Genomic DNA, 15948 nt, shown 5'->3' with positions numbered 1-15948 from the left:
GTTCCCTTTCTGTATTTTCATCCTGTTTATAATTGGAGTATTCATCCGTTATTATTCCTGTTCCGCCCATTTTACCATAACAGACGCAAATACACAATCAGCAGTCAGTCTGTCCGACAATACTCTTTTATTCCGTCTATCCTGCAATGCTCTCTTGTCCGATCTGTTTAACAACAGGTTTTCTTCTGTCGCGTACATCCATACTTATACACAGTATAAAGCATATAAATCCCGATATCGTGATAATAATTCCCGGTATAAACAAAGGATATACAAAGGAAATCTCTGTGTGCTTCTCATGCACAACAAGAAGATTCATCTGCTCGGAAATCTCCTGATCAGATGTAAATATATCCTGTGCCGCAATCGACGTATTGACGCCTGTTTCCTGATCAAAATCCGCATCAACATCGATCGATAGTCCATCTTCTGTGTATGATATCGTGATCGGTACAAGTTCTCTGTCCGGAAGCTGTTCATTTGATATCCCGAGCACATCATTTAAGATATCGGTCAGTGCCGCATCCTTCCTATTAACAGCTTCATACATCAGATTCAGTCCGAGGAAATATACATTTGGCAGATCATCTTTCATACCTAAAAACGTCAGCTTCTGTTCACCCATCTGAAACGTTCCGATATCGATATCGGTTCCGGTTATATAAGCTGTACTAAAATCCCTGTCTTTCTCCGCAAAGTCATCACTTCGGATCTCGCTGTTCTGATAAGAAAGGACCGGATATCGTTCATCAAAATGGATCTGCTGTGCAAATACTCCGAGAAACATTTCCTGCTTATTGCTCTTATCAGCCGGAACATGAGTACTGTCGATCACAACTCTGGTACCTGCTGCCGCCACGTCCGTAAGTATCGCTTCTGCCTTACTCTGATTCCTGTATTCAAATCCGGTTAAGAACAAAGTATCATACCTGCTCAGTTCTTCCACTGAATAATCCTCGATCACATCCGAGTTTCCTGCCACAAAGGCCGGATAAAGCAGGGTCATTTCATTTGCATATTTTCCGATTGCAAGCCCATAGTATCCGGTGACCGTTCCAAAGTTCTCCGGTGTCTCCCGTTTATAAATATACGCTGTCGTCGTTTCCAGCACCATAGAATAACCGCTAGCTGCAGCATCCTGCTCAATATCAGAGATTGTAATGTCCTGTTTCTCAAGATCAATCTTCCGTATCAGAACCGTATCAGCTCCAAGCTCTACTGCCCGATCAAACAGAAAACGATAGTATTTTCGGTCAAGTGCTTCATTTAACAGAACAATATTATCTCCTGTCTCAGCACCCTGCCATGCCCAGCCATACGTGTACATCGTATGACTGCTGCCACTGATTCCATAGGATGGATAAGAACCGTAAGAACTCTTATCAATGACAGCCGTCCGCTGGTCTGTCAGTTCCGCGAGCTGCTGCATCTCCATTTTCGTTTCATCTGATGTAGCAACGCTGTAAAAATCCAGATTCATACATGATATGCTGTCTACACACAAAAGCGCAGCCAGAAGCACACAATATTTTTTCTTCAGACGAACCCATTCCAGACATGCACTGAAGAAAAAACCATAGGTCATCGGCGCAAACCGGGTCATCCAGAACAACTGGCTGAACGGAAGCTTTACCAATATCTTATATGCAGCAGGCGTTGTACAGGCAAGCATAACCAGTAAAAATACAAAACCGGCTTTCTTTCCGCCTGTTGCAAGCAGGATCCCGGCTATCGCGATCAGTACTGCTGCCAGTCCGAAATAAAAGCTGTCATTTCCTGCACTCAGACGTTTAAATGGATTTAATGAAGTCGCAAGGGGATAGATCAAGGTTGACATAACACTTCCGTCTCCACTCTCCGACGTCACAAGCCCGCCTTTTAAAGAAGGAATCACCCATATACCCGCTGCCAGGATTCCACAGATCATATAGATAAGAGCAAATATTTTTCTTCTAGTATCCTTATTCCATATCTGATCGATCAGCAAATATAAAAATGCAGATACACCCATGATCGCAGTAACCATCAGATGCGTAAAACTCATCAATGTCATACAGACAAACAATCCGACAGCTGCACGATTGTTCTTTTTTCTTACATAGAGCCATAAGAACCAGATCACATATGGTACAAGCATCGTCGTCACCATCTGTGGCAGATTTCCCGCTGTAAAATAAATCCTGATATGCTCCGGCATAAAGAACCAGAGCAGTCCGAAGAAGGTTCCAATCACTCTGCGGTTCTCATGGATCCCCCAGAGAATCCACGGAAGTCCACCGACTACGAATATAACAAAGGCAAGCAGCCTGTAAGCCAGAAGAAGATCGCCCCCTGTAAGAAACATCAGTCCCGCCATAATATAATAAGAGAGCGGTCCCCAATATCTGAAAAGCTGGATTCCGTTATACCAGTATGGGGAGAACAACGGAAAGACGTTTCCTTTTTTCAGGCTCTCATACATTTCCTGCGACTTATAGAGATGTCCCCAGATATCACCACCGGACGGCTCATATCCTGACAGCACAAGATACAGTGCAAGCCCTGCACCTGCAAGTAACAGGATGCTTATACATATGCAGTTTTTCCGGATTCTCTTGTGACTGTCTGTCATATCTCTTACTCTCCAATATGTTTTATCTCATCTAAAATCAGGTCTGTAAGCGTCTGCACCGTCTGATTCTGCTCCATCTCCTGCTCATCCAGCATACTGATCACATATGTTCTTCCCGGTGTCTCACTCATCTCGATCATCAGGAAAATCCATCCCATTGCATTTAATATCTCCTGCAATTTTTCTTTAAAATAAAGGCATACGTTTTCGATCGTTGGATTTAATATATCAAACGGCTTTATATCATTCAGATAATTATTCTGAAAAGGTTCCAGAAATTCCTCAACTGCCCTTTCAAGTACATGAAATGGTTCAAAGTTCTCCTTTCCCTTTACCACATGCAGAACGATCTCCCAGGTATGCGGATGTACTTCGCCTAATTTTCCACCGATATAGATAGCATGTCTGGCATCCATATAGAATTTGAATTTATACTGTTGATATCTCATTCCGCTACGCCTCCTCCTGCTTTCTGGTATAAGCATCGTACACATCCAACGGCTTTTTCACTCCAACATCAATTAAGTCATATCGTATCGAGCGATATGCATTCTCGGACTTTCTGATACAGTACCGGTAAATCTCATCCGCCCTGTCTTTTGCCTGCTGTTCATCCAGCCTGTAAATCAGAATAACAAAAAAGCCTTTCTTCACCTCACCCATGATCTCATTTTGATAAAGTCCGGAACGAATCTTTCTCATAAAATGAAAGATCTCCTGTCTGCTGTAATAACGATCCAGCATATCCAGATGAATAAACATATAATGGATCGGTTTTAACGCTTCATCATCCGATTTCTGAAGCATAATACGAAGAAAATTATTATCATAGAATTCATGCGAACTGTTATATTGATTCTGCACATAGATATTCTTTGCTACCTCGTCATCTGAAGTCTTTTCAAACCCCATATTTCCGGCATTACTCGTCACCTTTTCAAGCTTCCTGTTACGTTTGTCCAGTTCTTTTTTCGTACCCTTCAGATTTTTCTCTGCCTTGTTCCATGATTCCAACAATGCAATCAACAGACCGAGCAGAACGACACTTACCAGTCCTGTTGCAATTACAACATAATATCCATGCTTTATTGTAGATGTCCGTTCCAGAATACTATCCATATCAGACACCACATTGATCGTACATTCTTCCTGTCCGACCGTCCATCTGACTGTATTCACTACAACATCCTGTTCTTGTATCATCTTCCAGAATTCTGTGATCTCTGAATATTTACCTAATGCATTCGTTGTATTCTCATTCTTGGCCCACAGCACTTCCGAACCTCTTGTATATACAAAGAACCGTTCTCCTGCGGAAACTGTCTTCTCTTGTAAAAAAGCAAGAACCTCTGCATCTTTTCCTGACTTCTGGACTGACTGAATGTTGTAGGCTAATAACTGTAGATAGTCCTCCTGATCATCCTCATATGCCTGTATCACTGCTTCCCGATTCTGTAATAACTCATAACAGATACATCCCATAAATATCATAATAAACAGGATCACGGTTGCGGATATTGAAAAAATCCTATGATTCGGTGATGTATATAATTTTTTTATCCATGATTGTTTTTTCTCTTTATTCACTGGTATTTACCTCATCTCTGATCTTCTCCAGCACCCGGTGTGCTCCTGCAAAATCATGCATCACGACCTGTTTAAAGTCATTCCATTCTTCATGCAGGTCTCTTGTCCGCCATGTTCTTGTTTTTCTGGTTGAATTAATAATTCCTGCAAACCGGAACCAGAATACAATAAAATTAAACAGCGGAAGTAAAAAGATCAGATACCATTTCCTTGCATAATATTTTCTCAAATATGGAAAATCCTTTAAAAAAAGAATAATACAGATATACAACAGGAAGTTGGCCATACTGTATAAAAAGAATAAGAATACGAGTGATGTCACAATAAGCTTCATCGGATAATTGATAAATGCCAGACAGATAATCGCAAAATACCAGATCATTCGAGGAAACGCAAACGTATGATCATACACAAGGATCCGCATGACGAAATCTTTAAAGAAACTCCTGCCAATGTTCATCTTGTCCTTTCGGAACATATGAAGCACTTCCAGTTCACCGCTCTGCCACCGTTGTCTTTGAACATATAGTTTATTTAAGCTCTCGATCGGATCTACAAAAAAGATCGCATTCGGACAAAGTGCCACACGCTTCTTCATCTGAAACCGTACCTGAAAAGTTACATGAGTATCCTCGCACAGGGTATCCGTATTATATAACTGCGTCTTCATGATCGCAGATTTACGGAACGCCGAAAAAGCACCCGACAGAGTAAAGATACTGTTCAGCTCCGACTGGAAATTACGGCCGGATAGAAATGCCTGACAATATTCTCCAAACTCCATCTTCTGCAGTAACCGTAAAGCGCACCGATTCGTCTGATCGATCAACTCCGGATTCGTCAGTACTGTTCCGGTCAGGCTGTGAACTTCCGGTTCATTCTCAAACATTGTTACAATATTTCTGATAGCATCCGGTTCTAATATTCCATCACTGTCAATATGGATAATATATTTACCCTGGCAGTTAAACAATGCCAGATTAAGGGCTTTGGATTTTCCCTGCTTCGAATTCATCCAATTGATCGAGAGATTCGGGAAATCCTTCTGACATTTGCTGTATATCTCAAAGCTGTTATCCTGACTCATATTATTGACAAGCAGAACAAATATCTTATCCTTCGGGTAATTCGATTGATAGATCGACTGCACACAGGCATACAGGGTTTCTGCCGAATTGTAGACCGGAACGATCAGAGATACCTCCGGATAATGAGATAACGGCTTATATTTCTTCTTCATGATCCTGCGTTTTAACAGGATGATAAAATTCCCGACCGTCGGAATCACTTCCATGATCAACGGAATGACGATCCATGCCACCCAGAAGATCACGGAAGACATAAGCATATTTTTAATTGCTGTCATAACGGAATGCACCTACCTTCTGTCTGACAATCTGTGGTTTCGTAAATACATAGAAATACAGGAATACTGTACATCCATAGAAAAGGATTCTGGCAAATATCGTATGTGCAAAGAAATACATATCGATGCCCCATATATGAACTAGCAGGCAGATAAAAAAGATCCGAAGCACATTTGCAAGGAAGATCGCCATCACTCCGATCATACTTACAACCACTCTCTCATATTTGTCATAGACCGGGAAGAACCAGAGCAGCGCAAGAAACGCCAGCATCTCGATCACACCGGAACACTCAAAATCAATATATAAGGACAGGCTGGTCCCGCCATTCTGGATAAACAGAATCCCCTGCTGAAAATAAGAATCATAGAGATGCGTCAGCCCACCGATCACACCAGCAACAGCAGAGACGGCCTTTTGAAGCGGAACTACGACATACGGTTCTATCAGTATCAAACTGAAAATAAACAATCCCACACTTCCGCAGATATAATACCAGAAATTCAATTTTGCCCGATATAATACTGTTAATATATAGATCCAACCAAGAAGACAGCCAAATACCAGCCAGTTCATCCTCTACCTTTTATCCTTTCTTTTCTTTGCAACATAGCCTGCTGCCAGTAACAGAGCGATCAACACACCTACGACCGGTCCTGTAGAAGATCCGGCAATCGACACACCCTGACCTCCGATATTCGGATTCTGGATCGTGATAGTTCCCATCTCATCCGCAGGAATACCTGTTAATTCTGCCAGACGTTTCAGACTGAGCGAGAATTCCACCTCATCTCCCGGCGTATTATCCTTATGTTCTGCATCATACACTGTATATGCTACTTTACTGTCACATTCATTATTATTTCCATATCCGATAAAAGCTTTCAAGTTGGTATGGATTCCTTCTGATCTCGGAACCTGCGTACTCCAGTCGATATTTCCGTTCTTTTCCGGCTGGATCTGCATGGCAAATGTCTTGCCGTTGATCGTCAGATACCAGATCTGAAGCTGCATACCGGAGGTATATAATTCATTCATCTTAAAATGGCCATATAAAGTATCCCCGTCTAATGCAAGCTGACCATAATGATTACACTGTTTGTTATTACTGGAATATGTAATCTCCGTCTTCGGTCTTCCTTCCCAATCATCATAATATCCATCGATCTGGATATTGCCGCCTACATGGATTCCGCCTGTTGTTTCTGTTGTTGCCTCGTCCGTCATTTCTCCGGTAGTGCTTGCATTATTGTTATCCTCCGATGTAGTCTCAGGAATTGTTGCACTGCTGTCTTCTGATTCCGTACCGGATATCTCTGTTGTATCATTTTTTTCAGTTTCAGTTGTATCTTCGGTCGTCAGAATTTCTTCCGTTGAGTCCTTCTCTGTAGCAGATGTAATTTCTTCCGTATTTTCTGTAGAAGCTTCTTCCGTAGTATTCTTTGTACCAATCGTAACTTCCGTGCTCTGCCCTTTATATGTTACCTTCAGCGTATCAAGATTAAAAGCCTCATAAGTATCAAGTGGAACCTGAATCTTCCATGTCATAAATTCATATCCGTAATATTGTTTTTCCCCGGTATTTGTAACTGTTCCGGAAGCCCCACTGATTTCCGAACTCCATGCATCCTTTACTGAAAATGAACTTCCGTCTCCATTATTTTCATTATTCAATATGATCGCATTCAATCGATCCAGTGACACTCCGTCTGCCGACAGGTCAAAGCGCTCATTCAGATATCCTGACCAGCTTCCATTATAACGGATACACAAATAATTATTATCCGTATATATATCCACTGTATTTCCATTATCCTCAAACGTTGCTGCCTGACTCCTCATTCCTGTCATTGGCATACAGGAAACAGCGATCAATAATACCACTATCCCTACAGTTATTAGTTTTTTACAGATTTTCTTATGTCTCATCATACATGCCTTCTTTCTGTCTGTTTTATGACATTCCACACAAAAAAGACCCATCTTATCCGAATGAGTCCCTATCTATTTTTTCTGGTCAGGCATCTGTTTCTTATAGAACAAGATTGCCTCCAGATTTTCTCTGCTCCGTTTCTCATTAACCGTCGGTAACAAAATGCGATCACATACCTGATACACCCCAAGCGGTGTATCCCCTATATCAAGCTGCATCAGCTCCGCATTCAATTCCGATAATTTTATCTTTAATTGTTCGTAAAAATAATCTCCGATTGCCTCTATACTTGCATTCCCGGCAAAACAGGGAAGTTCATTCAGATACATGCCCTCATATCTACCGAGAAAAATCTCAATCATTCTGTCAAGCCGTTTAAAATCCATATCTCGACCGGAATGATTACGAATATACAGTATCATCGTAAATGTATGACTGTGTACCTGTTCTTTATTTCCATCAAAGCTATGACTGGCGTTAAAATGATACTGACACTTATAATAATCAATCACATTATCACCTCAATCTTCTAGCCGTTTGGGCATTATGCTACCTTTTCGACTGCCATTTTAGTATAGAAAACAAGCAAATTCAAGGAAGTACAACGTTTTTTCACATTTTGGAATAACGAATTTTTTCATCTGTTTCAGTCATTTTGCACAATTTACATGTAAAATCCATATTCTTATATTTCATCTATCAAAAATCTCTGATTATTTCTGAAAAGGTTCAACATTTTGCCTAAAACAAAGCCATTATACAAGAGGTTTTTATTCGATCATTCAAAATTCAAAAAAATCACATTTTTTCCTTGTCTAATCGGCACAATAATATTAAGATAGAGATAATTTGTAAATAAAAATAAAAATGCAGGAGTTTATTATGAAGAAAGTTGTTAAATTTGGTGGAAGTTCCCTTGCAAGTGCAGAGCAGTTCAAGAAAGTCGGTAAAATCATCCATGCAGATGATAGCCGTGTATATGTTGTTCCTTCTGCTCCGGGAAAAAGATTTGATGGAGATACTAAGGTAACCGATATGTTACTTCATGCATATCAGACCGCCAGCGAAGGCAATGATGTTGACGAAGAATTAAAGGCGATCAAAGCAAGATACGATGAGATCATCACAGGTCTTGAGCTGAAGGATTTCAGTCTGGATGACGATTTTGCGGAGATCAAAAAGAACCTCGCCGAAAATCCTCAGAGCGATTATGCTGCATCCAGAGGTGAATACTTAAACGGTAAAGTCATGGCAGCTTACCTTGGTATTCCATTTATCGATTCGGCAGAAGTCATCTTCTTCAACGAAGAAGGAAATCTGAATGATTATAAGACATACAAGCGTCTGACCGAGCGTCTCGCTCAAAATGAACGCGCCGTTATCCCCGGCTTCTACGGAATGGGTAAAGATGGAAATGTTAAGACCTTCTCTCGTGGTGGTTCCGATGTAACAGGTTCTATCGTTGCAAGAGCCAGCCGCGCAGATGTATATGAGAACTGGACAGATGTATCCGGTTTCCTTGTAGCTGACCCAAGAATCGTTCCGGATCCAAAGCCGATAAAATATATCACATACCGCGAGCTTCGTGAGTTATCCTACATGGGTGCTTCCGTTCTCCACGAAGATGCAATCTTCCCTGTAAGAAGCTGTGGTATTCCTATCAATATCAAGAATACAAATGCACCGGAAGATGCAGGAACATGGATCGTTGAAAGTACCTGCCAGAAGCAGGATTATGTCGTAACCGGTATTGCCGGAAAGAAAGATTTCTGTACAATCTTCATTACAAAAGCAATGATGAATTCAGAGATCGGCTTCGGTCGTAAAGTTCTTCAGGCATTTGAGGAAAACAACATCTCCTTTGAGCATATGCCATCCGGTATTGATACTATGACCATCGTTGTTCATGCAGACGAATTCATCGATAAGGAACAGAGCGTTGTATCTGCTATCCATCGTCTGGCAGAACCGGATTCTGTTGAGATTGAATCCGGTCTTGCACTGATCGCGGTTGTAGGTCGTGGTATGAAGTCAGCCAGCGGTACAGCAGGCAAGCTTTTCACTGCTCTCGCAAACAAGGGCATCAATATCAAGATGATCGATCAGGGTTCTTCTGAGCTTAACATCATCATCGGTGTTGAAAACCGTGACTTCGAGACAGCCATCAAAGCAATCTACAGCACTTTTATTACAAAATAATATTTATATCGTGGGCAATTATCAGAGCACATTGTATAAATACAGACTTTAGCTTATTGTCCTCGCACAGGTAATACAAACGCCTGTCATTGGTTCTTATTCAATCCAATGACAGGCGTTTGTATTCATATTAAATATATTCCCACTTTACCAGACATCATTATAATTCTGATATGTAATTTTTTTAAACTTTCCTAATGATTTTACTTTTTTCTGATAAGCTTTTTTTGTTGTTCTCTTACCATTTACATAATACTCGTTTATTGTTTTATACGTTACCGGATCCATCCGTGTGCTATATTTCGCGACCTCTGTTCCACCCGATTTGGTCTTTTTAAAATATGTTTTTACATATAAGCCCATATGTCCACCAAATTCATCTACAAATGCTTTATCAGACATTTTTGTTATACGTGTATATATACCATGTTGGTCACTCTTTGTACTTTTGCTTCTAAGCTTTCCTTTATAATAATATTTAAACTTTAAAGGTTTCCCATTTGTCTTATATGCTGCCCTCCACTGCCAGGAAGCTCCTGCTGCACTGTAAACCAAAAGTTCTTTTTTTCCATCATTATTAATATCCGCAAATGCTATCTCCGTATGTTCCTTTGTATCATTTACATACGAAGTCCACCAAGATGGCCAATTTGTCTTATAAAAATATTTATCCAAACACTTCTTGTATGTTGCCTTTTGCTTTTTAGTAAGCTTAGATGCTGCCTCGCTTCCACTACATGGCAGTATAAGTGCAACGATCAATAATGCACATAATAATAAAATACTTCTTTTTCTTTTTTCCATTTGTAAATGTCTCCCTCCAAATAATTGATATATAAATAATAATATATATTAGATATAAATAATAATATATATTATTTATTATTTCAACCAACTCATTTTCATTTAACGTTTACACAATAAAACATTTGCCCATGACTTCAATAACAGTTATAAAAATTTTATCTCTTACTGTACATCCGGTTGGCACATCTTGATCCGTTCTGCCGCATCCTTGTTAATCGCAAGACATCTCCCGTGTACCCGAACGATGACATTTCCGAAAAACGATGATACCACCTGAATCTCATCCCCCGTATCTAACGGACAATCTCCAAATAATGCTTTATCTGCACAGTTCCACGCGATCGTTGAACAAAATCCATCCGCTGCATTTGATAATGACATCATAATAACCACCCTTTCTTCTAACAAATATGTGTCAATCATCTACTGATATATGCTCAGTATATCCCCGCTTATATAAATTATACTTCCGCACTCCCTGTGCAAGTCAATGCTAATTATTGTTCAACAATCTAATCTTTCTTATCAGAAACTAACTATCTGGTCAACCATGCTTTAGAAATCTTTTTGTTCACAAGTTCTGCTATTTATATTTTGTGTGAATAGTTCTCAAGTCGATGGAAAAAAACTTCAATTATCATGATACATCGCTATTCGATTCATGGTATTTTCGTAATTCTCCATACTCATAATAACCATATCACCATATCCATTTTTTGTAACATAAATTGGTTCTTCAGACTTGTGACACATATCCGATATCTCTGCTGTATTCTTTAATTCCTTAATTGGTATAATCTGCGGCATAATACCCACCTCCTGCTTTATAATGGTATTATTATTCCATAATTGTATCCTTTACAAAAGTAAATAACCGTAAAATAAACTAAATTCCCTGTAAAATAAATACTTTTGACTCCTCCTTTGCTTAGTTTCCCTTATATACAATGAAAAGAGCCAGTTACTTTTACATAACTGACTCTCATAAAGGTTTATATTATTTAGTTGTTGCCTATTTACTTTCTTGCACCACATGTAGTACATTCTGTATATAAGTACTCATCCCATTCTTCTTTGTCTACTATTGTTATTGTCTGATCTTTATAAACAGCATCGTGGTGTACTGTTTCTGTTACTGGGACAGGATAATCATGATAACCACATCCTCCCTCTTTACAAGTATCAAGATGTATGATAATAAAGTCATCAGATGGGGAGTAACCTGCTGCAGTAAAGTCCATATTGCACCCATTACAAAAAATATGACGTTCTGAAGTGATTACCTCCTCATCCCAAGCATCCTTAATCTTAACATGCTTTGTCTCAGTGTGTGTTATGGCATCATGATGTTTCGTAACCTCTTTCCATGTATGTTTATCACATTTTATTTTCACATTACATACATATGATTTTCCATTTGTTCCCTGTACTTTTATCTTTACATTTCTGGTCTTAACTGCTTTTACTGTAACAGCATTCTTGCCGTTCTTTTTTACAGTTACAATGCTTTTATTTGTAGAAGAACATTTCTTTACATTTGTTCCATGCAATACCAATTTATATGTTGAACCTGCTTTTACAGTCTTTTTCGTTGCAGACAAGCATGGTTTCTTAACTGTTACTTTGCATTTATATTTTTTACCAGATACCTTTGCTGTGATAACTACTGTTCCGGCTTTCTTAGGTGTTACTTTTCCCTTTGCCGATACTGTAGCAATCTTCTTATTGCTGGATTTCCATGTTACTTTCTTGGTTGTACCTGTGATCTTTAATGTCTTTGGAGTACCCACATACATAGTTGTCTTTGTCTTATTAATCTTTACCTTACTCGCTGCCTGTACATTTACAGGTGATAAAGATACCAGCATTACAAGCACCATAGCACAGGCAAGTAGCTGACACAAACCCTTTTTTCTTTTGTTCATTTGATTACCCTCCTACAAAAAATAATATTCAGTTATATTCTACTACAACAATGTAGTTTGCATTAATAATATACTCGAATATTCATACATATTCAATGTAATTTTTTCTAATAAAATTTAGAAAATAAGATCAAGAGGTTAGTTACATTGATTAGTTATGAACCACTTTTTAAAACCATGAAAGAAAAAGAAATAACATCGTATAGACTAGAGAAAATGGGATTTTCAAGAGCAACCTATTATTCAATCAGAAAAGGTAATAGTGTATCAACAAATACCATAAATCAGCTATACAAGTTATTACATTGCGAAATAAATGAAATAATTCGATATGAAGATGAATAAACCCACATATACCCCATTGGTATATGTTTTTTTAGAATTCAAGTTCCTCTCGCTGTCAAATGAGTGACACTGTCAACCTAACGGCTCAACTATTCTCCATTCCTGCGAATTCATATTTATGACTATTATCTTCTGATATCAACATACATAACTCTTCTGATAATAATGCATTCAATGCTGACTTGTGTTCCAATAATTGTTCACATGATCCAACAATTATCTCAGAAAATTTTGTTTCTCCAGACCTATATGCATTGCCATTGAAAAAGAACCCGACTATAGCTTGCCCACTTTATTGCCCACTCAAATAAATAAAGCCCTGAAAACTCAATGTTTTCAAGGCTTTCTAGCAGGGGATGAGAGAATCGAACCCTCTCAGAAATTCTTACCCCCCGCATAAAATAAACTTTTTCTACATTCAAGCTTGAATACATTTGAACATATTTTGAACACATTAACTATTCATTTTAAGGAAGGAGAACTCATTCAGTATGGAATCTTTTATAATAATCAAACCTTTCCTTTTTGTTCACAAGTTCTCCTATTTATATTTTGTGTGAATAGTTCTCAAGTTGATGGAAAAAACCTAGAACATTCACAACATTTCCATCAATACTAAATACAACCACATAATTCATCTGTGGCACAACCACCTCATGATATCCTTTTTGATCAAGGAAGTTATCTCTGCATCGTGGAAACTGCAATGGGTTTTCTTCCAATCTTTCATATATATCATTGATACTATCCAACAAGTGTCTGGCAGCCTGTTCATTCTTAAGTCGATAAAGCAAATAATAAACAAGTCTATCTAACAGTTCCTCTGCATGTTTTGTTATTCTCAAATTATAAGCCATACTTTCCCCTCGTTTCTTGAAGCGAGATTCTTGCATCCCTTACTTGACCTTTTCTTATCTGCTGTTCTGAAATTTCTATATCATGATACATCGCTATTCGATTCATGGTATTTTCGTAATTCTCCATACTCATAATAACCATATCACCATATCCATTTTTTGTAACATAAATTGGTTCTTCAGACTTGTGACACATATCCGATATCTCTGCTGTATTCTTTAATTCCTTAATTGGTATAATCTGTGGCATAATACCCACCTCCTGCTTTATAATGGCATTATTATACCATAATTGTATTCTTTATAAAAGTAATTAACCGTAAAATAAACTGAATTCCTTTTCATTCTCTTGTTCCTCCTTCTTCTTCAAAAATCACTTTAAAATTAAAATTGTTTTTCTTTTCACATGACTTTTGATTCCTCCTTTGCTTAGTTTCCCTTATATACAATGAAAAGAGCCAGTTACTTTTACATAACTGACTCTCATAAAGGTTTATATTATTTAGTTGTTGCCTATTTACTGTCTTGCACCGCATGTAGTACATTCTGTGTATAAATACTCATCCCATGCTTCTTTATCGATTATTGTTTGATCCTCATAAACGGCGTCATGATGTACTGTTTCTGTTACTGGGACATATTGAAAATAATATGAAGAACCCCCTCCTTGACAACTAAGAGTATGTGTGGAAATATAATCATCGGATGGGGAATAACCTGCTGCAGTAAAATCCATGTCGCACCCTCCACAAAACCAATGCTTTACTTCAGTGGTTACCTTCTCATCCCAAGCATCCTTAATCTTAACACTTTCCTTATGTGTTACCGCATCATGATGTTTCGTAACCTTTTTCCATGTATGTTTAGCACATTTTATTTTCACATTACATACATATGATTTTCCATTTGTTTGTAATATAAAGGTAACATGCAGTCATAAGTGGAAAGAAGTTAAGAAGTGGCATAAACCGGTAACCCATAAAGAGACTAAGAAAGTGCTTGTTAAGGATGCTTGGGATGAGAAGGTAACCGATACAGAATATCATTTGTTTTGTGCAGGATGTGGTATGGACTTTACCGCAGCAGGTTACACTCAAGAGGGTGATTTTATTAGTGTACACACTAGATCTTGTCAAGGTGGTTGTTCATATTATTTTGACGATGTTCCAGTAACCAAAACAGTACATCATGACGCAACATACAAAGATCAGGAAGTAACAGTAACAGATAAAGAAGGTTATTGGGAAGTAACCGGCTATAAGTGTTCATTATGTGGAGCAACAAAAAAAGAGCATCAGCATAATTGGGTAGGTACATGGCATGAAGCTAAAGTGAAGCCAGCATGGAGAGAAGAAGTTCATACAACAGAAAAACATGTTGTATGCAATGGTTGTGGAGAAGACTTCTATTTAACTGGTCATGCAGGGGACTATGATTATTATAATTATCATGTCGATTCTGTATGTCATTCATCTTATGCTACTAAAGATGTAGATATAGTAAAGTATATAGATCATCCAGAAGAGACAATTTCTCCAGGTTATTACACATATAAATGTTCATGCGGTGCTACAAAGTAAGTTAACAACTAAATAGTATAAACCTTTATGAGAGTCAGTTATGTAAAAGTAACTGGCTCTTTTCATTGTATATAAGGGAAACTAAGCAAAGGAGGAATCAAAAGTCATGTGAAAAAGAAATAATTTTTAAATTTTAAGGTGATTTTTGAAGAAGAAGGAGGAACAAGAGAATGAAAAAGAATTGTAGTAAGATACTTTCTTTTGTATTAGCAGTTTCTATGGTGTTGAGTAATTGTCCTACTGCTCTATTAAGTGATCTATATAATATGTGACGTGTGGAAGTCTTATTTACAATACGCTTTATTCTCTATTTTAATCTATGCCAATAATTGCCACATATTTACCAGACTTTTGCCACACTTTTTTTTGATTTCAAGTCCTTTGAAACACTGTGAAACAACTTTTTTCACAAAACAAAAAAATAGCCTAAAAGCCAGCATTTATGCGACTTCTAAGGCTATTCCTAATAGCAGGGGATGAGAGAATCGAACTCCCACCAAAGGTTTTGGAGACCCCTATCATACCATTTGACCAATCCCCTATACTGCTTAAGTGTCCTAAATTGGGACACTTAACAGGTAGATGAAATATTTACTTTTCATGTACCTTCAGAATTTCATACAGAAAGTCTTGCGACTTCATCTTTTCCAATCTCTTTCTCGCTTATCTTTCGAACCTCTCAGGATAAGTCTTCGACCTATTAGTATCTGTCAGCTGAATGCGTTACCGCACTTACA

General features: G+C 38.2%; 16 protein-coding genes, 1 tRNA gene and 1 pseudogene. 3 read left to right on the top strand and 15 right to left on the bottom strand.

What is annotated here, in order from left to right; translation table 11 throughout:
- Nucleotides 1-136: 136 nt before the first annotated feature.
- The 7 genes from GT641_RS09540 to GT641_RS09510 all read right to left on the bottom strand — a co-directional run bounded on the left by GT641_RS09540 (nt 137) and on the right by GT641_RS09510 (nt 8010).
- Entirely contained in the window at nt 137-2611 is a 2475-nt protein-coding gene (locus GT641_RS09540) for a 6-pyruvoyl-tetrahydropterin synthase-related protein (RefSeq protein WP_161117399.1), read from the bottom strand.
- Between the two features lie 5 nt (nt 2612-2616).
- Nucleotides 2617-3060 carry a 6-carboxytetrahydropterin synthase gene (locus GT641_RS09535; RefSeq protein WP_161117398.1) on the bottom strand — a complete coding sequence of 148 codons (444 nt, stop codon included), beginning with the start codon at nt 3058-3060 and terminating at the stop codon, nt 2617-2619.
- Nucleotides 3061-3064: 4 nt separating this feature from the next.
- A complete protein-coding gene (locus GT641_RS09530; protein WP_161117397.1) occupies nt 3065-4198 on the bottom strand; it encodes a hypothetical protein in 1134 nt (377 codons plus the stop codon).
- Nucleotides 4191-5564: a TIGR03111 family XrtG-associated glycosyltransferase gene (locus GT641_RS09525; protein WP_161117396.1), complete on the bottom strand. Its 1374-nt coding sequence runs from the start codon at nt 5562-5564 to the stop codon at nt 4191-4193. Before GT641_RS09525 ends, GT641_RS09530 begins: the two co-directional genes overlap by 8 nt.
- Nucleotides 5551-6141 carry an exosortase family protein XrtG gene (gene xrtG, locus GT641_RS09520; protein ID WP_161117395.1) on the bottom strand — a complete coding sequence of 197 codons (591 nt, stop codon included), beginning with the start codon at nt 6139-6141 and terminating at the stop codon, nt 5551-5553. The genes GT641_RS09525 and xrtG overlap by 14 nt, the downstream gene beginning before the upstream one ends.
- Before the next feature lie 3 nt (nt 6142-6144).
- Nucleotides 6145-7494 (bottom strand): Firmicu-CTERM sorting domain-containing protein, encoded by a 1350-nt coding sequence (locus GT641_RS09515; RefSeq protein WP_161117394.1) that lies wholly within the window; start codon nt 7492-7494, stop codon nt 6145-6147.
- A 75-nt stretch (nt 7495-7569) separates the two neighbouring features.
- Nucleotides 7570-8010, bottom strand: a complete 441-nt coding sequence (locus tag GT641_RS09510; protein ID WP_119963010.1) for a 6-carboxytetrahydropterin synthase — start codon at nt 8008-8010, stop codon at nt 7570-7572.
- 370 nt (nt 8011-8380) lie between these two features.
- On the opposite strand from GT641_RS09510, the gene GT641_RS09505 reads away from it, so the two are divergent.
- Nucleotides 8381-9697, top strand: a complete 1317-nt coding sequence (locus GT641_RS09505) for an aspartate kinase (RefSeq protein WP_044944857.1) — start codon at nt 8381-8383, stop codon at nt 9695-9697.
- Nucleotides 9698-9844: 147 nt separating this feature from the next.
- Here GT641_RS09505 and GT641_RS09500 read toward each other — a convergent pair whose 3' ends face one another.
- The 4 genes and pseudogenes from GT641_RS09500 to GT641_RS09485 form a co-directional block, all read right to left on the bottom strand.
- On the bottom strand, nt 9845-10501 hold the full coding sequence (locus tag GT641_RS09500) for a hypothetical protein (protein WP_161117393.1): 657 nt from the start codon (nt 10499-10501) through the stop codon (nt 9845-9847).
- A 165-nt stretch (nt 10502-10666) separates the two neighbouring features.
- A complete protein-coding gene (locus GT641_RS09495; protein WP_243143735.1) occupies nt 10667-10888 on the bottom strand; it encodes a FeoA domain-containing protein in 222 nt (73 codons plus the stop codon).
- 258 nt (nt 10889-11146) lie between these two features.
- Nucleotides 11147-11311: pseudogene (locus GT641_RS09490) on the bottom strand (type II toxin-antitoxin system Phd/YefM family antitoxin); the annotation flags it as partial.
- A gap of 209 nt (nt 11312-11520) precedes the next feature.
- Nucleotides 11521-12429 (bottom strand): Ig-like domain-containing protein, encoded by a 909-nt coding sequence (locus GT641_RS09485; RefSeq protein WP_161117390.1) that lies wholly within the window; start codon nt 12427-12429, stop codon nt 11521-11523.
- 177 nt (nt 12430-12606) lie between these two features.
- Here GT641_RS09485 and GT641_RS09480 point away from each other — a divergent pair, with 177 nt between their 5' ends.
- A complete protein-coding gene (locus GT641_RS09480; RefSeq protein WP_279282158.1) occupies nt 12607-12774 on the top strand; it encodes a helix-turn-helix transcriptional regulator in 168 nt (55 codons plus the stop codon).
- 545 nt (nt 12775-13319) lie between these two features.
- Here the strand turns inward: GT641_RS09480 and GT641_RS09475 are convergent.
- From GT641_RS09475 to GT641_RS09465, 3 genes are all read right to left on the bottom strand, one after another.
- Entirely contained in the window at nt 13320-13631 is a 312-nt protein-coding gene (locus GT641_RS09475) for a type II toxin-antitoxin system RelE/ParE family toxin (RefSeq protein WP_161117388.1), read from the bottom strand.
- Nucleotides 13621-13881, bottom strand: coding sequence for a type II toxin-antitoxin system Phd/YefM family antitoxin (locus GT641_RS09470; protein WP_117807451.1), 261 nt, complete (start codon nt 13879-13881; stop codon nt 13621-13623). Before GT641_RS09470 ends, GT641_RS09475 begins: the two co-directional genes overlap by 11 nt.
- 267 nt (nt 13882-14148) lie before the next feature.
- Entirely contained in the window at nt 14149-14367 is a 219-nt protein-coding gene (locus GT641_RS09465; protein WP_133302403.1) for a hypothetical protein, read from the bottom strand.
- Between the two features lie 259 nt (nt 14368-14626).
- Between GT641_RS09465 and GT641_RS09460 the strand changes: the two genes are divergently transcribed.
- The gene (locus tag GT641_RS09460) at nt 14627-15211 is read left to right on the top strand and encodes a hypothetical protein (protein WP_161117387.1); all 585 of its coding nucleotides are present in this window, start codon (nt 14627-14629) and stop codon (nt 15209-15211) included.
- Nucleotides 15212-15681: 470 nt separating this feature from the next.
- Here the strand turns inward: GT641_RS09460 and GT641_RS09455 are convergent.
- A tRNA-Trp gene (locus tag GT641_RS09455) sits at nt 15682-15752 on the bottom strand.
- Nucleotides 15753-15948 lie beyond the last annotated feature (196 nt).

The organism is Clostridium sp. BIOML-A1 (assembly GCF_009874105.1).
Lineage (GTDB): Bacteria > Bacillota > Clostridia > Lachnospirales > Lachnospiraceae > Coprococcus.
Note: the sequence above shows the minus strand (reverse complement) of the source record. Positions and strands in the feature narration are given on the sequence as shown.